The 16,965-nt window shown below is 70.8% G+C and carries 17 protein-coding genes; 11 read left to right on the forward strand and 6 right to left on the reverse strand.

The annotated features are described in order from the left end of the window. Positions 1-67 precede the first annotated feature (67 nt). The 3 genes from AB0I38_RS01885 to AB0I38_RS01895 all read left to right on the forward strand — a co-directional run bounded on the left by AB0I38_RS01885 (position 68) and on the right by AB0I38_RS01895 (position 2,226). Positions 68-424 carry a hypothetical protein gene (locus AB0I38_RS01885; protein WP_358460293.1) on the forward strand — a complete coding sequence of 119 codons (357 nt, stop codon included), beginning with the start codon at positions 68-70 and terminating at the stop codon, positions 422-424. A 168-nt stretch (positions 425-592) separates the two neighbouring features. Beyond that, complete coding sequence (locus AB0I38_RS01890) at positions 593-919, forward strand: TraR/DksA family transcriptional regulator (RefSeq protein WP_358460296.1); 327 nt, start codon at positions 593-595, stop codon at positions 917-919. Positions 920-1,086: 167 nt separating this feature from the next. Continuing rightward, positions 1,087-2,226 (forward strand): class I SAM-dependent methyltransferase, encoded by a 1,140-nt coding sequence (locus tag AB0I38_RS01895; protein WP_358460299.1) that lies wholly within the window; start codon positions 1,087-1,089, stop codon positions 2,224-2,226. An 18-nt stretch (positions 2,227-2,244) separates the two neighbouring features. Here AB0I38_RS01895 and AB0I38_RS01900 read toward each other — a convergent pair whose 3' ends face one another. Then, positions 2,245-3,501, reverse strand: a complete 1,257-nt coding sequence (locus tag AB0I38_RS01900; RefSeq protein ID WP_358460302.1) for a PP2C family protein-serine/threonine phosphatase — start codon at positions 3,499-3,501, stop codon at positions 2,245-2,247. Positions 3,502-3,647: 146 nt separating this feature from the next. On the opposite strand from AB0I38_RS01900, the gene AB0I38_RS01905 reads away from it, so the two are divergent. Both AB0I38_RS01905 and AB0I38_RS01910 read left to right on the forward strand, forming a co-directional pair. Beyond that, entirely contained in the window at positions 3,648-4,280 is a 633-nt protein-coding gene (locus AB0I38_RS01905; protein WP_358460305.1) for a TetR/AcrR family transcriptional regulator, read from the forward strand. Positions 4,281-4,308: 28 nt separating this feature from the next. Then, positions 4,309-5,727 carry a pyridoxal phosphate-dependent decarboxylase family protein gene (locus AB0I38_RS01910; RefSeq protein ID WP_358460308.1) on the forward strand — a complete coding sequence of 473 codons (1,419 nt, stop codon included), beginning with the start codon at positions 4,309-4,311 and terminating at the stop codon, positions 5,725-5,727. Positions 5,728-5,844: 117 nt separating this feature from the next. Here AB0I38_RS01910 and AB0I38_RS01915 read toward each other — a convergent pair whose 3' ends face one another. From AB0I38_RS01915 to AB0I38_RS01925, 3 genes are all read right to left on the reverse strand, one after another. Then, complete coding sequence (locus AB0I38_RS01915; RefSeq protein WP_358460311.1) at positions 5,845-6,666, reverse strand: DUF1206 domain-containing protein; 822 nt, start codon at positions 6,664-6,666, stop codon at positions 5,845-5,847. Between the two features lie 193 nt (positions 6,667-6,859). After that, entirely contained in the window at positions 6,860-8,368 is a 1,509-nt protein-coding gene (locus AB0I38_RS01920) for a M28 family metallopeptidase (RefSeq protein ID WP_358460314.1), read from the reverse strand. Positions 8,369-8,593: 225 nt separating this feature from the next. Next, positions 8,594-9,343, reverse strand: a complete 750-nt coding sequence (locus tag AB0I38_RS01925; RefSeq protein WP_358460317.1) for a metallophosphoesterase — start codon at positions 9,341-9,343, stop codon at positions 8,594-8,596. Between the two features lie 121 nt (positions 9,344-9,464). Between AB0I38_RS01925 and AB0I38_RS01930 the strand changes: the two genes are divergently transcribed. The 5 genes from AB0I38_RS01930 (at position 9,465) to AB0I38_RS01950 (ending at position 13,803) form a co-directional block, all read left to right on the forward strand. Beyond that, complete coding sequence (locus AB0I38_RS01930; protein ID WP_358460320.1) at positions 9,465-10,304, forward strand: sulfotransferase family protein; 840 nt, start codon at positions 9,465-9,467, stop codon at positions 10,302-10,304. Then, positions 10,301-11,473, forward strand: coding sequence for a glycosyltransferase family 4 protein (locus tag AB0I38_RS01935; protein ID WP_358460323.1), 1,173 nt, complete (start codon positions 10,301-10,303; stop codon positions 11,471-11,473). The genes AB0I38_RS01930 and AB0I38_RS01935 overlap by 4 nt, the downstream gene beginning before the upstream one ends. A 146-nt stretch (positions 11,474-11,619) precedes the next feature. After that, the gene (locus AB0I38_RS01940; protein WP_358460326.1) at positions 11,620-12,930 is read left to right on the forward strand and encodes a PP2C family protein-serine/threonine phosphatase; all 1,311 of its coding nucleotides are present in this window, start codon (positions 11,620-11,622) and stop codon (positions 12,928-12,930) included. Continuing rightward, complete coding sequence (locus AB0I38_RS01945; RefSeq protein ID WP_358460329.1) at positions 12,927-13,292, forward strand: STAS domain-containing protein; 366 nt, start codon at positions 12,927-12,929, stop codon at positions 13,290-13,292. Before AB0I38_RS01940 ends, AB0I38_RS01945 begins: the two co-directional genes overlap by 4 nt. A 124-nt stretch (positions 13,293-13,416) precedes the next feature. Next, complete coding sequence (locus AB0I38_RS01950) at positions 13,417-13,803, forward strand: STAS domain-containing protein (RefSeq protein ID WP_358460332.1); 387 nt, start codon at positions 13,417-13,419, stop codon at positions 13,801-13,803. Between the two features lie 7 nt (positions 13,804-13,810). On the opposite strand, the gene AB0I38_RS01955 is transcribed toward AB0I38_RS01950, so the two are convergent. Then, positions 13,811-14,851, reverse strand: coding sequence for an NAD-dependent epimerase/dehydratase family protein (locus AB0I38_RS01955; protein ID WP_358460335.1), 1,041 nt, complete (start codon positions 14,849-14,851; stop codon positions 13,811-13,813). An 85-nt stretch (positions 14,852-14,936) separates the two neighbouring features. Beyond that, positions 14,937-15,497, reverse strand: a complete 561-nt coding sequence (locus AB0I38_RS01960) for a DUF4142 domain-containing protein (protein WP_358460337.1) — start codon at positions 15,495-15,497, stop codon at positions 14,937-14,939. A gap of 359 nt (positions 15,498-15,856) precedes the next feature. Between AB0I38_RS01960 and AB0I38_RS01965 the strand changes: the two genes are divergently transcribed. Next, positions 15,857-16,906, forward strand: coding sequence for a polyprenyl synthetase family protein (locus AB0I38_RS01965; protein WP_358460340.1), 1,050 nt, complete (start codon positions 15,857-15,859; stop codon positions 16,904-16,906). Positions 16,907-16,965 lie beyond the last annotated feature (59 nt).

The raw sequence follows: 16,965 nt of genomic DNA on the forward strand, positions 1-16,965 counted from the left end.
CCTGCCGTCAACCTACCCGGGGTATTAGCACATGCCTTTCCGCGCAGGCTGGGCTATGGTCGAGCTCATGGGCAGGTCGTGGCGGGTTCCACGCCGGTCCACCGCCTTCACGGTCGCGGTGGGCCTCCTTCTGCTGTCCATGTTCCTGGCCGTGTCCACCCCTGCCTGGGCCGGGGGTGATCCCTCGCGCCGCTCGGCCGACGTGATCGGGTCCGGAGACTGGATCGCCCAGCCGTCGGGCATGCCGTCGGCCTTCGCCGGCGCGCGCGAGCACCTGCCCTCCCTGTGGCCGCCGATCCGCCGCGCGTCGCGATCGGAGGCGCCCCACCTTCCGCTGCCGGCCGCCACGGACACCGGCTCGATCCGCAGCCCTCAGCAGTTCGCCTACCGCTCGGCCGACTCGCGCAGTCCTCCGCTGACCTAGCCGTTTCCCGCACATTTCCCTGCCCGCGCAGGCCCATGGCCGGCGGGCGCTTCGCGCATGCCCGCACCCGATCACGAACGGCTCCCGCGAGCGCCCGCCTCCACGTGCTGCCCTCCCTCGCGGCGCGGGTGACCACCGGCTGAGACGTACCTTCCGGAAGGACCTCACATGATCACCGAACTCAGCAGCATCCAGATCCAGACCCTGCGCGAGGAGCTGCGGGAGCAGCTGCGGCGCCGGGAGACCCAGCTGGACAGCCTCAAGTCGTCGGCGGACAGCGGCAACGGCGCCGATCTGGGCTGGCAGGACCTGATGGCCGCCATAGCCGCGGCCGATCGGGCGATCAACGAGACCCAGCAGGCCCTCGACCGGCTGGACGACGGCGGCTACGGCCGCTGCGCCCACTGCGAGGCCGCCATCCCCTACGAGCGGCTGAAGATCCGCCCGCTGTCGCGCTACTGCATCACCTGCCAGCGGCGGCACGAAGCCGCCTGACCGAGCCGGCCCGGCCGCCCGCGAGCGGGGCGGCCGGGGAGCCGGCGCGCGAAGATCACCGGCCTGGCCCGGACCCACCGGACCGTTCCTAGACCGTTTGCATGGACTACGCCTAGTCACCGCAGGCAAGGCCTCAAGGCATCCGACTTCATTTGGGGTGTTCTGCGATGATCTCTGCCCGGCGAGTTCTCGGCCGGCTGGCCTACGGTTCCCGCTACGACCGCCTGCCCTTGGGGCAGCGGGTCTACGTACGTCCTGGCGAGCGGTTCGCCCGCCAGGTCCAGTGGCGGTGGCGGCTGCGCCGGGCGCCGGTCCTGTCCCTGGAGGACTACGCGGCGACGCGGGAGCTCGGCGAGATCGAGGAGTTCCTGAGCTGCATGATGTGCGGCGAGCCACGGCAGCAACCGCTGTTCGAGCCGACGGGCGACAAGGGCTGGCGCTACCACGTCGTCCGGTGCCCGTCGTGCGGGTTCCTCTACCGCAACCCCAACGTGCGGCCCGAGCGGCTCGGCGATCTCTACTCCTCCGGCTACAGCGGCTTCCTCACCGGCGCCTACGCGGCCAACCGGCAGCGCCGCTACCAGCTGACCATGGAGGCGTTCTCCCCCGTGCTCGACCAGGGAGAGGGGCGGCGGCTGCTCGACTTCGGCTCGGGGGTGGGACTGTTCCTGGAGCTGGCCGAGCAGCGCGGGTTCGACGCGTGCGGGGTGGACCTGTCGCCCGACTCCGTCGAGCGGGCCAACGCGCGGCTCACCCGGGCGCGGGCCTACCACGGCGCGCCCGAGGACGTGCCGGAGATCGCGGCGGGCGGGTTCGACGTCATCACGCTCTGGTCGGTGCTCGCGCACCTGCCGAGGCCGCTCGACGACTTCCAGAGCTTCCGCGACCTGCTCGCGCCCGGCGGCGTGCTGCTCATCCTGACCGTCAACGCCCGATCGCTGCAGCTCAAGACGTTCGGGTCGGCGTGGAGCGGCTTCACCAAGAACCACCTGATGTTCTACTCGTCCGAGACGCTGCCGACGCTGCTCCGCCGTACGGGATTCGCCGGGGTCGCGTACGTCCCGCACTACGGCGACACGATCGAGGCGGGCACCGCCCGGATGCCGGGCCCGCTGCAGTGGCGCCTGCGCCGCGCGGTCGACGCGACCGACGGCGGCAACATGATGCGCGCCCTGGCCTTCGCCGACGAGGAGGCGATCGCCCGCTGGGGCGACGGGCTGAAGGTGCACCGGCTGCGGCGGGCCGGCCTGCCGTCCGCGCCGGCGGGTCCGCGTGACCTGAGCGACTCCAGCGAGATGGCCACCTGAGGGGGGCCGCCGAAGGACTCAGAGCCGTAGCCGGTCGGCGGCGGGGCCGTGCCATTCGGTCAGCAGGACCGTGGCGTCGTCGTCGAGCTGGTCCTGGTGATACTTCATGACGCTCTTGACCAGCCGTCGCAGGGTCTCGGGCACGGGCAGGCTGGCGGAGCTGTGGCGGATCATGAAGTCGATGAACCTGTGTAGGCCGAACTCCCCGCCGATGCGGCCGCCCGCCTCGATGACGCCGTCGGTGAAGAACAGCACCCGGTCGCCCGGCTCCAGTTGTTCCTGGCAGAGGGTGATGGGCAGGCCCAGGTCGAGCCCGAGCGGGTGGGAGGGCGGGCACTCCAGGACGGTGGCCCACCGGCCGCCGCGGATGACCACCGGCGGGTGGTGGCCGCGGTTGATCCAGGTGAGCTGGCCGGTGCGCACGTTCAGCTCGGCCATGATCGCGGTGACGTAGCGGGGCATCCGCCCGAACTCCTCGATCAGCACGTGCTCGATCGCCTCGCTGTTGGCGACCAGGCCCATGTACTGGCGGCGGTGGTTGCGGCAGGCCGCCATGGCCAGGTTGGCGGTCAGCCCGGCGGCGACGTCGTGGCCCATGGCGTCGAAGACCGCCAGGTGCGCGATGTCGCCGGCCAGGGCGTAGTCGTAGGCGTCGCCGCCCACCTCGTAGGCCGGCTCCATCACCGCCGCGATCGTCACGTCCTCGGTGGCGAACGTCAGCGGCGGTGTCAGCTGCCACTGCATCTCGGCGGCGACGTGCATCGGCTGCGAACGCACCAGCCGGGCGTAGGAGTCGCTGTGCGTGCGCATGCTGACCAGCATGAGCGCCACCAGGGAGGCCAGGTGGCGCATGACCTCCTCAACGCCTTCGTCCGCGTCGGCGACGGTGACCCGCAGCAGGCCGAGCCGTTCGGTGCCGTCCAGCAGCGGCACCCACCAGCCGGCCGGCCCCTGCTCGGTCGCCGGCGTGGGGAGCACCCGCACCTCCTGGAACGCCCGCCCGGCCAGCGTGGCCTCGACCCGCAACTCGGCCAGGGGCCCTCCGGCTTCCTGGTGCGCGTCGTCGCCGCGCCCGGTCACCAGGCGCAGCACGCGCTGCTGCAGGTCCACCAGGTAGACGCTCACCTCGTCGAGGCCCGCGAGCGCGGCGTGCTTCTGGACGAGCTCCGGCAGCTGTTCCAGCGTGGCCAGGTGGCTGTCGTCCAGCAGCCCGGTGAGCATGCGGAGCACGTCATGGTCGGCGATCATCGCCTGGTCCTCCCGATGGTCGTACAACCTCGGTCCTCTACCCGACGCGGCGACGTACCATCCCGTAACACACCGCGAGAGACGTCCGTTTTGCCCCCATACAGGAAGATATTGGGTGAATCTTTCCATCAAGCGATTGACCGGGAATCGGCTCGGCAACTACCTTCTGCGACATGACATCCGCCGACGACCACGGGCAGGCCACTCTCATCCTGAAGGTCGCCACACAGCTGTTCGCGGCACTGGGCTACGACGGCACCTCCACCCGGGTCATCGCCGACGCGGCGGGCCTGAACATCGCCACCGTCAACTACCACATGGGCGGCAAGCGCGAGCTCTACCTGGCCGTGATGGAGCGGGCCCACCGCGCCGAACGAATGATGCTGGAGGCGTCCCTGGCCGACCTGTCGGGCGCGAACCCCGTCATGGCGATCCACCAGGTGGTCGACGACTACCTCGACTTCTGCGTGGAGAACCCAGAGGTGCCCGCGCTGTGGATGCACCGCTGGCTGTCCGACGCCAGCGACCTGACCGAGCTGGAACACCAGTACGTGCAGCCGCTGATGTCGGCGGTGCTGGAGGCACTGCGGCCGGTGGTCGCGGCCGGTGTGATCGACTCCTCGGCCGACGTGGAGTACGCCGTGTGGACGGTCGTCTGGTGCGTCCACGGCTTCGCCAAGGGCGGCGTGCTCGACGGGCAGGGCAACCGCCACGGCCCCGATGACCGGGTCGAGCTGCGCCGCTTCCGCGCCCACCTGCACCAGACGGTGCACCGCATGCTCCGCCTGCCGGGCGACGCCCCGTGAGCACGGAGCGGCTAGTCAAGGAGAACGTGTGAACCTGCCCGAAACCGGCGCGACCGTCGAGGAGCTGCTGGCCGAGGTCGCCCGGCTCAAGGAGCACGACCTGCCCGTACGAGGCGGCCAGGTCACGGCCTACGTCTACGACACCGGGCGCGGCGAGGTGCACGAGGCCGCGGCCCGTGCCTACTTCGAGATGCTGGAGGTCAACTGCCTGGACCCGACCGCCTTCCCGAGCATCGTCGAGATGGAGAAGCAGGTCGTCGGCGCGGTGGCCGGCCTGCTCGGCGGCGGCCACGGCATCTTCACCAGCGGCGGCACCGAGTCGATCATGCTGGCGGTGAAGGCGGCCCGCGACGCGGCCGGACGCGAGCGGCCCAACCTGGTGCTGCCCGTCACCGCCCATCCCGCCTTCCACAAGGCGGCCCACTACCTCGGGGTGACCGTCCGCCCAGTGCCGGTGGACCTCGGCACCTACCGGGTGCCGGTGCCCGGGGTCAAGGAGGCGATCGACGAGGACACCGTGCTGGTCGTCGCCTCCGCGCCCTCCTACCCGCAGGGCGTCGTGGACCCGATCGAGGAGGTGGCCGCCGTGGCCGCCGCCGCGAACGTGCCCTGTCACGTCGACGCGTGCGTGGGCGGCTGGCTGCTGCCGTGGTTGCGCGAGGCGGGCGCGGACGTGCCGCCGTTCGACCTGTCGGTGCCGGGCGTCACCTCGCTCTCCTGCGACCTGCACAAGTTCGGCTATGCCCCGAAGGGCGCCTCGGTCCTGCTGTTCGCCGACCCGGCGATGCGCCGCAAGGCGTACTTCGCGTCGGCCGCCTGGCCCGGTTACACGATCATCAACGCCACCGTGCAGAGCTCCAGATCGGCCGGTCCGCTGGGCGGCGCGTGGGCCACCCTGCGCGCGCTGGGCCGGGAGGGTTACGTGGAGCTCGGCCGGTCCACGCTGCGGGCGGCCGCCCGGTTACGTGAAGGGATCGCCGAGATCCCCGGCCTGGAGGTGCTCGGCGAGCCGGACTCGTCGCTCATCGCCTTCCGCGGCACCGACGTCGACGTGTTCACGCTGGCCGACGAGGCCCGCGCCCGGGGCTGGTTCCTGCAGCCGCAGCTGTCCTACGCCGGCATTCCGGCCAATCTGCACATCACGGTGACCGGGGTGACGCTGGCCGGGGTCGAGGCGATGCTCCAGGTGATCGCCGAGTCGGCCGAGGCGGCCCGGCTGCGCGGCCCCGCCGAGCTGCCCGAAGGGCTGGTCGACCTGATCGCCGGGCTCGACCTGGAGTCCCTGGACGACGCCACCTTCGCCGAGCTGGCCGCCTCCGTCGGCGTGGACCTCCGGCCGGGCGCCGGCCAGCCGGAGATGGCCGTGGTCAACGCCGTGCTCGACGCACTTCCGGCCGCGACCCGCGAGGCGGTCCTGGTGAGGTTTCTGTCCGTGATCTACCAGTAGGGCGGCCGGGCCGGTCATCGGGACCGACTCCGGCGAGCGGGTGCCGCCCGGCCCGGTCGCGCGGATGGGTGGCCGCACCTCGGTGAGGTTCGGCCACCCATCCGCTTCGGGTGACGGTCAGGTGCGGCGCCAGCGCGACTCGCCGAAGCAGTAGCCGGCGAAGAGCACCAGGCCGAGGGCGATCAGCACCAGCAGCCACGGCCCGACCGGGGTGTCGGCGAAGGCCCGGAGCGCGTGGTCCATGCCGCCGGCCTTGTCCGGGTCGTAGGTGATCGCCGCCTGGACGACGAAGATTCCGGCCAGCCCGGCGATGGCGCCGCGGGCGATGTAGCCGGCCATGCCGAGCCGCTCCATGACCGAGCGGGCGCGCGCCGACATCTGGCCGAGGTTGAGCTCCTCGAGGAACTTCTTCTTGATCCCCGAGTAGATCCAGTAGACGCCCACGCCGATGACGGCGAGGCCGACGACGCCGACGATCAGCTGGCCGCCCGGCAGTTCGAGCAGCTTCGCGGTCACGTCCTGGGACTTCTCGTCGTCGGACGTGGCCTTGCCGGACAGCAGCATCGTCAGCAGCGTGACGAAGACCAGCACGTACACACCGGTCCGCACCGCCGCCTCGGCGCGGTCAGCGGTTTTGAGACCGCCGAACAGCGCTTCCGTGGCCTGCCACAGCGCCAGGGCGGCGAAGCCCACCACCATGATCCACAGGATCACCTCCCCGAACGGCAGGTCCGCCACGGCGGCGATCGCGCCGCCCTTGTCGGCCTGCTCCTTACTGCCGCCGCCGAGGGCGATCTGCACCGCCAGCACCCCGATCAGCGCGTACAGCACCCCGCGGCACGCCAGGCCGACCCTGGCGAGCCGGTCCAGTGCCGGATGGTCGGCTGCCCGGCGCGCCATGGTCTGCGCCTGGCGCCCCGCCTGCTCCGCAGTGCTCACCGTTCCTCCTCAAGTGTCGGTCAAGGAATGGCAAAGTGCCCTGAAACAGACGTTGTAGGCCTCCGGTGACCGCATCCGGCCGCTGACCACGACGGGAACCCTTCCGGCAGCCGGCGGAAAGCGGATCGGCGCGGGCTCGCCACCGCGCGAAGGAGGGCGGCCACCGGGGTGACCGCCCTCCTCGGAGCCGGGATCAGCCGGCGGACTTCACCGCGACGCGGGCCGCCGCGGCGGCGTCGTCACGGGCCGGGATGGACCGGAGGTTGAAGGCGAACCTGGCGGTCGAGTCGGCGATCGCGTCGGCGTTGACGTCGAGCGCGGTCGCGTTGACGTTCGCGATCGTGTCGCACGCCTGGTGGTAGCAGACGTCGTAGGCGACGCCCGCGGTCCCGCCGAACAGGGCCGCTTCCTCGGCCGTCTTGATGCCCTCGGCGCCGGTGAAGATGCCGCCAGAGGGGATGCCCACGGCGATGAACGGACCGTAGTCGGAGCGGCCGTCGAAGTCGGTGCCGACGTGGGCCAGGCCGCGGCTGTCGAAGAAGGCTTCGAGCTGCTTCTCGATCTGGGCCGATCCGGGCGGGCCGGCCGGGCTGCCGGCGCCGTCGGAGTCGTCGCCGTCGTACAGCTTGTAGGCGTAGTTGGGCGAGGCCACCATGTCGAAGTTCAGGTAGACCTTGATCCGGTCACGCTGTGCCTGGGTGAGCTCCTCGACGTACTGGTCGGAGCCGAGCAGGCCGATCTCCTCCGCGGCCCAGAAGGCGAACCGGACCTTGTTCTTGACCGGGAAGTGCTTCATCTGCAGGGCGGTCTCCAGGATGGCCGCGGTGCCGGAGCCGTTGTCGTTGATGCCGGGCCCCTCCGTGACGCCGTCGAGGTGGGCGCCCACCATCACGACCTTGCCCGGGTCGCCGCCGCGGGTCTCGGCGATCACGTTGTGGTTGGTGCCGAGCTGGAGCGTGGCGTCGACCTTGAGGCGTACGGTCGTGCCCGGCGTGGCCGCCAGCTCGTTGCCCACCGCGAAGTCGGCGAAGACCATCGGCACGCCGGCCCGCCACTCGCCGATGTTCAGCGGGTTGGCGTCGGTGCGGCCCGGCTGGCCCTCGTTGAAGACGATGACGCCGGAGGCGCCGGCGAACCCGGCGTTGCGGATCTTGGCGGCGAACGCGCAGGTGCCGCGTTGGATGAGCGCGATGTTGCCCGGGACGAATCCCGCGAAGTCTGACGTCTCGCACCCACTGGTGGAGGTCGGCGTGGGCGTCGGCGGGAGGGTCAGGTCCACCCCCTGGACCTGCGCCGTCACGTCACCGGCGGGTGAGGGCTCGAAGGTGTAGAAGTCCTCGTTCGGGACGTAGGTCTTCTGTCCGGGTGTCTCCAGGGTGGGCGGGTTGTTCTCGGTCCAGCCCTGAACGAAGTCGATCGGGTCGAGGGTGACCTTGTAGCCGGCCTTGCGCAGCTTGTCCGCCACATAGTCGCGGGAAGCGTCGTAGCCGGGCGTGCCCGCCGCACGGGTGCCACCGTTGGCGTTGGCGATGGCCTGCAGGGCGTTCAGGTGCTTTGTCACGTTAGCGCCCTTGACCTGCTTCGCCAGGAGCTTGGCGAAGACGTCATCGACCGGGCCGGCGCTGGCCGGAGTGGCCAGCGCCAACGGAAGGGCGAGTGCCGCGATCACGGCAGTGACGCCCTTCATCAGGGAAACGCGCATGTGGATCCTCCAACGACACCAAATGCGCTGCAAGATCCCCCGAGACAGCGCCTATTGGAACTTAACCCCACAATCAAGGCCCGACTAGGGCCCAACCCTGTGAGTGGCGACCAATGGACGAATCCCGAACACTAACGACGACCCGGACATCGGTGAGGAGTTCTTCCCCTCACCAATAGATCCGGCAAACCACCCCTAGGCAGATCAGAACCACCGCGGCCCCGGTCAGCTGACCACGCGGTAGTAGGTCAGCAACCGGCCGCCGTCGAGGATGTGGAAGGCCAGCGACGGCGGGGCGTCGTAGTCGATGTCGTCGGCGAGGTTCTCGCCCGACTCCCACGGCAGCTTCAGGCTGGAGACCACGCCCGGAGCCGCCCGCAGCGGACGCCCGCCGAAGTCGGAGGCGACCGCCGCGTGGCAGTGGCCGCACAGGACCGCCGCGATGTTCGGATGCCGCCCGACCAGCTCGGCGAGCCGATCGGGCTCGCGCAGGCCGATCTCGTCGATGCCCGGGTGGTGCAGGACGACGGGCTGGTGATGGAAGGCCACGAACACCGGGACGTCGGCCGGGGTGTCGTCGAGCACGTCGCCGAGCCAGTCGAGCGTCTCGTCGGCCAGGAGCCCGGCGTCCTGACCCGGGATGGTGGAGTCGCACAGCGCGTAGACGGCCTTGGGCGTGCGGTGCACCTGGTTGATCGGGGCCGTGCTGGGTGGCTCGCCCAGCAGCACCCGGCGGAACTCCGCCCGGTCGTCGTGGTTTCCGGGGCCGATGAGCGTGGGGTGGCGGAAGTCCAGCAGCTTGCGCGCCTCCTCGTACTCCGAGGCCCGGCCGTGGTCGGCGATGTCTCCCGTGACCAGCACCGCGTCGAAGTCGTAGGGCAGGCGGTCGAGGAACTCGGCGACCCTGCGCGTCCGCTCGATGCTGCGCGGGGTGTCGTCGAGGTGCGTGTCGCTGAGATGGGCAATCACGATCATGACCAGATCCTTTCATCGCCGAGTCATCCGGCCAAGGTCTGCAACTCGCGCAGGTACTCGCGCAGCTCGCGCGGGGCCGCTCCCAGGGAATGCCCAGGATTTCTGGGTAGCCTTCATCCGCATGACCTGGCAGACGAAGCTCAACTCGGCGCTCGGCAGATATGCGGGGGTCCGTTTCGAGCGGGTCAGGAAAGCGGCTCCACCGCCCGAGAGCACTGTCCGACCGCCCGCCGATCCCGCCACCGACAGACTCCTCACCGAGCCGGTGTTCATCCTGTCACCGGTCCGGTCCGGCTCCACCCTTCTGCGCGCGATGCTCGACGCCCACCCGCTCCTGCACGCGCCGCACGAGCTGCACGTACGCCGCCTCAGCGTCGGCTTCGGCACGCCCCTGGCCCGCAAGGCCATGGAGGCGCTCGGCCACAACCAGGCCGACCTCGAACATCTGCTGTGGGACCGCGTGCTCCACCGCGAGCTGGTACGAAGCGGCAAGCGGCACATCGTGGACAAGACCCCGGCCAACTCCTTCGCCTACCAGCGCATCGCCACCTGCTGGCCCGACGCCCGCTTCGTCTTCCTGCTGCGCCACCCCGCCTCCATCGCCACCTCCTGGTACGAGGCCGGCCCCGACAAGCGCACCCGTGCCGAGGCCGCGGCCGACGCCCTGCGCTACATGAAGGCGGTGCAGCGTGCGCAGAAGGGACTGACCGGCCTGACCGTGCGCTACGAGAGCCTGACCGCCGATCCCGAGCGCGAGACGCGGGCCATCTGCGAGTTCCTCTCCATCCCCTGGGCACCCGAGATGCTCGACTACGGGCAACCGGGCGTCATCCGCAAGGGGCTCGGCGACTGGCAGGACAAGATCCGCTCGGGCACGGTGCAGCCCGGCCGTGATCTTCCGGCGCCCGAGGAGATCCCTGAGATCCTCAAACCGATGTGCCGGAGCTGGGGCTACCTGTGAAGATCCGCTATCTGCTGTTGCACGCCTACGGACTGGGCGGCACGATCCGCACGGTGTTCAACCAGGCCGGCGCGATGGTCGAGCTCGGCCACCAGGTGGAGATCGTCAGCGTCATCCGCCGCCGGAACGCTCCACAGTTCGGCCTTGACTCCCGGGTGAAAGTCGTGACGCTGGTCGACCAGCGGGAGCGGGTTCTCGCCGACTCGCTGGGCCGCAAGGTGTGGCGGCGGCTGCGGGGCAAGATGGTCCCGTGGGGCGAGTTCGCCGCCGAATACTTCACCGAGCGGGTGGAGAAGGCGGTCATCGACTACGTGTCCGGTCTCGACGACGGCATCCTGGTGACCACCCGGCCGGCGCTCAACCTGATCTCCGCCCGCCGCGCCCCCAAGAGCGTCATCCGGGTGGCGCAGGACCACATGAACCTGGCCGCCTATCCCGAGCCGGTCCGCAAGGAGATCGCCCGCTACTACGGCCGCTTCGACGCCGTGGTCGTGCTCACGAAGACCAACCAGCGCGAATACCGCGCCCTGCTGCCCCGCACCCCCATCGTGCGCATCCCCAACGCCGTCCACCTTTCCCACGAGCTGTCCCGGCAGACCGACCCGATCGTGGTGACGGCCGGCCGGCTGGTCCGGCAGAAGGGCTACGACCTGCTCATCCCCGCGTTCGCCGCGGCCGCCGAGCGACATCCCGGATGGCAGTTGCGCGTCTTCGGCTCGGGTCCGAAGAAGGACAGCCTGGCCTCGCTCATCGAGGAGCACGGCATGGGCGACCGGATCCGGCTGATGGGGCGTACCGAGCGGCTGGACGAGGAGCTCGCGAGCGCGTCGATCTACGCGCTGTCGTCACGCTTCGAGGGGCTGCCCATGGTGATGATCGAGGCAATGGGGCACGCCCTGCCGGTCGCCGCGTTCGACTGCCCGACGGGGCCGGCCGACGTGCTGACGCCCGAGGTCGACGGGCTGCTCGTGCCTCCCGAGGACGTCGACGGGCTGGCCTCGGCCCTCGACCGGCTGATGGGCGACCGCGCGCTGCGTCTGCGCATCGGCGCAGCGGCCGCGCAGACCGCCCGAAACTACGCGCCCGACGTCATCATGCCGGTGTGGGAGGACCTTTTCTCCGAGCTGCTGGCCCGGGAGCCGATCATCGACAGCCATTGGACCAATTAGCCGATCACAACGCTGCCGAGCTGGCAATACGCTTAATATGTGCACTGTCCATGCAAAGTTATCTCCATTAAGAGTAGACATCTGCACATTTGAGGTTTTAGTACACTTTTGAGGAGACTCCTCAACGAAACGGTGACCGCGACCATATGACGGCAACGCTGATCGACCCCGACGTGGAGACGGCGAGACTGGCGGCCGTGCGCCGTTACCGACTTCTGGACATGCCACCCGACGGCACGTTCGACCGGATCGTCTCGCTCGCCGCCCGGTCCTTCGACGTGCCCATGGCCTCGGTGACGATCGTGGGCGAGGACCACATCTGGTTCAGGGCGCACACCGGCCTGCCGGAGGGCCTCTCCCAGATCCCTCGCCACCCGGGGCTCTGCGCGTCGGCGATCCTGCAGTCCGCCCCCTACAGCGTGTCCGACGCCCTGACCGACGCGCGGACCGCCGCGAACCCCCTGGTGAGCGAGCTCGGGGTGCGCTTCTACGCCGCCGCCCCGATCATCACCGCCGACGGCCACCGGCTGGGCACCGTCAACGTGCTGGGCGACCGGCCGCGCGAGACCACCTTCCAGGAGATGCAGACCCTGACCGATCTCGCCGCCGTGGTCGCCGGCGAGCTGGAGCTGCGCCTGTCGGCCATGAACACCCTCGCCCTCGAACGCAGGCTGCGCGAACAGGCCGAGGCCGAACGCGGGCGGCTGGAGCTGCTGACCTCGACGCTGCGCAGAGTGCTGCTGCCGCCGTCGCCGCCGAAGGTGCCCGGACTGGACATCGCCACGCTCTACCACGTGGCCTCGGCCGACCAGGTGGGCGGCGACTTCTACGACGTCTTCCGCCTGGACGAGGACCGCTGGGCGTTCTTCCTCGGCGACGTGTGCGGCAAGGGCGCCGAGGCGGCCGTGGTGACCGCCCTGGCCCGGCACACCCTGCGCGCCGCCGCCGTCTACGACGGCGACCCGCGCGCCGCGCTGGCCAACCTGAACGCGGTGCTGCTCGACGAGTATCTCGGCGCCGACCCCTGCTACTGCACGGTCGTGTACGGCGTGCTCACGCCCGGCCCCGACGGGGTCGAGGTCAGCCTGGCGGGGGGCGGCCATCCACCCGCCCTGGCGGTGCGGGCCGACGGCGCCGTCGACGCCCTGCACACGGAGGGCGGCATGCTGGTCGGGCTGCTGCCCGAGGCCCACTTCGCCGTCGCGAACACACGGCTGGAGCCCGGAGACGGGCTGCTGCTCTACACCGACGGGCTCACCGAGGCCCGCACCCGAGCCGGGCACATGTACGGTGAGGACAGCCTGATGGGTCTGGCCGCCAAGCTCGCCGGGCGGCCCGCCGAGGCCATGGTGGAGCAGTTCGAGGACACACTGGCGACCTTCGGCCCCGGCCTGACCGACGACACGGCCGTCCTGGCCCTGACCGTACCTCCGATCGCGAAAAGGCACTCCCGGTGACCGCACCCGTTCACATGACGCAGGTCTCGGCCGACACCGGCGCGGGCGTCTGCGTCCTGTCCCTGACCGGCGAGCTCGACTACATCAACGCCGCGGAGCTCCGCGCCGACATCGAGGGCGTGCTCGCCCCCGAGCACCGCAACCTCGTGCTCGACCTGAGCGGCCTGGAGTTCTGCGACTCCACCGGCATCCGCGTCTTCCTCATCTTCCGCAAGCTCATGCTGGAACGCGGGGGCTCGATCGCGCTGGCCGGGCTCACCTCTCGACTCGAACGCATCTTCCGGATGACGGGTCTGTCCCAGGCGTTCCCCTTGTACCCGAGCGCCGACCAGGCCACCGCCGCCGTCGCGGAGAGCGACTGAGCGGCCCCGGCGGGTCGCGGCCGAACCGGGACCCGGCACAGGGCGATCGGCGCGCTCCGAAGGGCTATCGTTCGTCCATGGCGACCTACAGTCCAACGCCGCTGCCCGACCCCCGGGGCACCAGATGTCGTGGCTGACCTACGCCTGCCAGCACCTTCCGGGCGTCACGGTGATCGCTGTGGGCGGCGACCTCGACGCCACCAACGCCGGCCGTCTGGAGAGCTTCATCGACGAGTCGCGCCAGCGGCCCGATGACCATCTCGTGTTCGACATGACCGAGGTGTGCTTTCTCGACAGCTCGGGGCTACGGGTGCTGCTCAACGCCTACACCCACTGCGTCCGGCACGGCGGCAGCATCCGCCTGGCCGCGCTCCGCCCGATGCCCGCCCGGATGGTGCAGATCACCCGGATCGACGCTCACCTGCCCGTGCACGCGACGGTGGAGGAAGCCCTGACCATCGTCCTCGCCCCGCCCGCGCCGGCCCCCGGCAACGACGACAGCGCCGCCTGACCGGCCCCTACGGCCACACTCCCACTCCGGCGGGGATCTCCCCGGCCGGCTCGCCACGCGGCGCGAGCGGCGGCGTGTCCAGCCCGGCTCCGTCGTGCAGCCCGTCCATGAGCTCCTGTACGGCGTCGCCCGCCGTGTGCCTGGGCGTCCACCCCAGCACGTCGCGGGCCCGGTCCACGTTCATGACCGGGATCTGCAGCACCAGCTCCAGCAGCCCCGGCGAGGCGGGCAGCAGCCGCAGATGCCAGCCCGCGGCCATCGCGCTCCTGGCCACCCAGGCGGAGACCGGCACCGTCCGGGCACCGAGCAGCCGGGCCAGCTCGGCCGGGTCGAGCACCGGATCGGCCGCCAGGTTGAACGCCCCGCTCACCGGCCGCGTGACGGCCAGCCGGAAGGCCTCACCCGCGTCGTCGGCGTGCAGGGCCTGCAGCCGAAGCCCCGGGATGTCGGGCACGAACGGGATCCGGCCGGGCCGGATCAGCCGCCGGGGCACGAGAGGGCCGGCGAACAGGCGGCGCTGCTCGGTCGCGGCCTCCCGCTTGAAGATGAAGCCGGGCCGCATCCGCACCACCCGGATGCCCGGATGGTCGTTCTCGAAGACGTCCAGCACCCGCTCGACGTAGGCCTTCTCGCGGCCGTACGCGGCTCCCGGCCAGCCGTGGGTCGGCCAGCTCTCGTCCACCGCCCGGTCCTTGGGCCCCGGCGAGTACGCCCCGACCGACGACGCGTGCACCAGGGTGGACACCCCCGTCTCGGCCACCGCCCGGAAGACGCGCATGCTGCCCAGCACGTTCGCCCGCCAGGTGACGGTGGCGTCCCTGGTCGGCTGGAAGAGCCAGGCGAGGTGGACCACCGCGTCCGCGCCGTCGAAGATCCGCGTCAGGTCGTCGGTGACCACGTCGGCGCGCCGCCACTCGGTACGCCCGCCACGCCAGCTCGGCATCCGCCGGGCGACCCCGACGATGGAGGTCACGTCGCCGTCGGCCTCCAGCGCCCGCACCACACTGGTGCCGACGTTCCCCGTCGCCCCCACCACGACCACTTTCATGCGTCCCCCGCTGCCCCAGCTCAGTGGCCCGAAACCGGCCGTTTCCCGTGGTGTCCCGATGCCCCTGCGGCGACCGGGACCCGCCTCAGGAACCCGCCGCCTTCTCCAGCAGTGACAGGTGGTCCTCCAGAGCGGGCAGCGCGGACTTGGCCAGCGCCACGACCTCCGGCGAGGAGCCCCGGTCGATCTCCTGCTTGGTGGCGGCGATCGCGGCCTTGTGCGCCGCGGTCATCTCCGTGACGAACTCGCGGTCGAACTGGGCCGACGAGGCGTTCGCCAGCTTCTTGGCCTGCGCCCGCTGGTCCTCGGACAAGCCTCCCGGCAGCTTGACCCCCAGCTTGCCGGCGAGCTCCACGACCTGCTTGTCGAGCTCGCTGTGGTCCTTGACCAGCAGCTCGCCGATCGACTTGACCTGCTGTGAGGTGCCCTTCTGCTCGGCCAGCCGGCCCGCCCCGATCTCGGCCAGGTTGCCCCGGTGGGTCTTGCGCAGCCACACCTTGTCACGGTCGGATGGCTGCACCGCGCTGGTGGCGGTCGGCGAGGAGGCGGCGAGGCCCGTGCCGGCGGTGGTGACGGAGCCTCCGCACCCCGCGGAGGCGGTGACGGCGAGGACGGCGGCGAGCAGGCCCAGGTATGAGCGGCGCATGGACATGGGATCCCCATCAGTCTGAAGCAGGCGACGATCGACTACGACTAGGCACACTGCCTATACGCCGGGTAGTCGTCGCGTCCAGCGCTTCATCCGCCTGCCGCACCTCTCATGGGCGGACGTTGGCGTTGCGACCGAAGAGGTTGCCCGCTCATGGACGCGCTTGACCACCGTTCGCACATCTCCTGCGGGGCAGGCCGGAGCCGCTTTCGCGATTCAGCCAGATCCCTGGCGCCCCTCCGGCTCCTGTGACCCGTGGGACCGATCATTACTCCAGTGACGCCAGAGGCTTTACACACTCCGTATTGAATGAGTAACTACACGTAGTGAAAGCTTTGCGGGAGGAGTGGTGTGCCATGACGGTCGGCTTCACGCACAACCTTGTGGGACCACGCATCGACGATCGGCTGGGCCGGTTCCTCGAGTCGTGGCGCGCCCCCATCAGCGACCCGGACGTGGTGGCGGCCTACCAGCTGCTGACCGGCTTCATCCTCAACGGCGGCAAGCGCATCCGGCCGCAGTTGTGCTACTGGGGCTGGCGCGGCGCCGGCGGCGACGACTGTGACGAGATCATCAGCGCGGCGGCCGCGCTGGAGTTGTGCCACGCCGGGCTGCTCATCCACGACGACATCATGGACGGCAGCGACCTGCGCCGCGGCCAGGCGACCGTCCACCGCAGCCTGTCGCGACTGCACGAGGGGCCGGGGGCCGAGAGCTTCGGCCAGGCCGGCGGCATCCTGCTCGGCACCCTCAGCCTGGCCTGGTCCGACGCCCTGCTGTCCTCCTGCGGCGTGGAGCCCGGGCGGCTGCGCGCCGCCCACCATCTGTTCGACGCCATGCGCAGCGAGGTCATCAGCGGTCAATATCTCGACATGCTGGCCCAGCTCAGGTCCGGCGCCACCGTGCGTGAGGCGCTCACGGTGATCCGCTACAAGACGGCCAAGTACACCGTCGAGCGCCCGCTGCAGATAGGCGGCGCGCTGGCCGGCGCGCCGCCCGCGCTGCTCGACTCCTACTCCCGCTTCGGCCTGCCGCTGGGCGAGGCGTTCCAGCTCCGCGACGACGTGCTGGGCACGTTCGGCTCGTCGGCCGAGACGGGCAAGTCGGCACTCGACGACCTGCGCGAGGGCAAGCACACGGTGCTGTTCGCGCACGCCGTGCAGCGGGCGACGCCCGCCCAGCAGTCCTACCTGCGCGCCTGGCACGGCCATCCCGAGCTCACCGAGGAGCACGCCGCCGAGCTGCGCCAGATCATCCGCGTGACCGGCGCGCTGGCCGAAGTCGAGGACATGATCGACGACCGCGTCCGGAAGGCCACCGACGCGCTCGCGCTCGCGCCACTCGCCCCCGAGGCGCGCAGCGCGCTGACCGTGCTCGCCGTCCAACTCGCCCACCGCGACCGTTAGAAGGAGCAGCTCATCGCCCGAGCGCCACCGGTGCCTCCACGCGCCCTGGAACGTTCCAG

Source organism: Nonomuraea cavernae (genome assembly GCF_040655715.1).
GTDB classification, from domain to species: Bacteria; Actinomycetota; Actinomycetes; order Streptosporangiales; family Streptosporangiaceae; genus Nonomuraea; species Nonomuraea cavernae_A.

Bases quoted from the DNA above. Each gene is read 5' to 3' on its own strand.
- AB0I38_RS01950 (WP_358460332.1), top strand. From the start codon at position 13,417: ATGTCGTGGCTGACCTACGCCTGCCAGCACCTTCCGGGCGTCACGGTG.
- AB0I38_RS01920 (WP_358460314.1), bottom strand. From the start codon at position 8,368: ATGCGCGTTTCCCTGATGAAGGGCGTCACTGCCGTGATCGCGGCACTC.
- AB0I38_RS01955 (WP_358460335.1), bottom strand. From the start codon at position 14,851: ATGAAAGTGGTCGTGGTGGGGGCGACGGGGAACGTCGGCACCAGTGTG.
- AB0I38_RS01940 (WP_358460326.1), top strand. From the start codon at position 11,620: ATGACGGCAACGCTGATCGACCCCGACGTGGAGACGGCGAGACTGGCG.
- AB0I38_RS01925 (WP_358460317.1), bottom strand. From the start codon at position 9,343: ATGATCGTGATTGCCCATCTCAGCGACACGCACCTCGACGACACCCCG.
- AB0I38_RS01930 (WP_358460320.1), top strand. From the start codon at position 9,465: ATGACCTGGCAGACGAAGCTCAACTCGGCGCTCGGCAGATATGCGGGG.
- AB0I38_RS01960 (WP_358460337.1), bottom strand. From the start codon at position 15,497: ATGCGCCGCTCATACCTGGGCCTGCTCGCCGCCGTCCTCGCCGTCACC.
- AB0I38_RS01890 (WP_358460296.1), top strand. From the start codon at position 593: ATGATCACCGAACTCAGCAGCATCCAGATCCAGACCCTGCGCGAGGAG.
- AB0I38_RS01885 (WP_358460293.1), top strand. From the start codon at position 68: ATGGGCAGGTCGTGGCGGGTTCCACGCCGGTCCACCGCCTTCACGGTC.
- AB0I38_RS01965 (WP_358460340.1), top strand. From the start codon at position 15,857: ATGACGGTCGGCTTCACGCACAACCTTGTGGGACCACGCATCGACGAT.
- AB0I38_RS01905 (WP_358460305.1), top strand. From the start codon at position 3,648: ATGACATCCGCCGACGACCACGGGCAGGCCACTCTCATCCTGAAGGTC.
- AB0I38_RS01895 (WP_358460299.1), top strand. From the start codon at position 1,087: ATGATCTCTGCCCGGCGAGTTCTCGGCCGGCTGGCCTACGGTTCCCGC.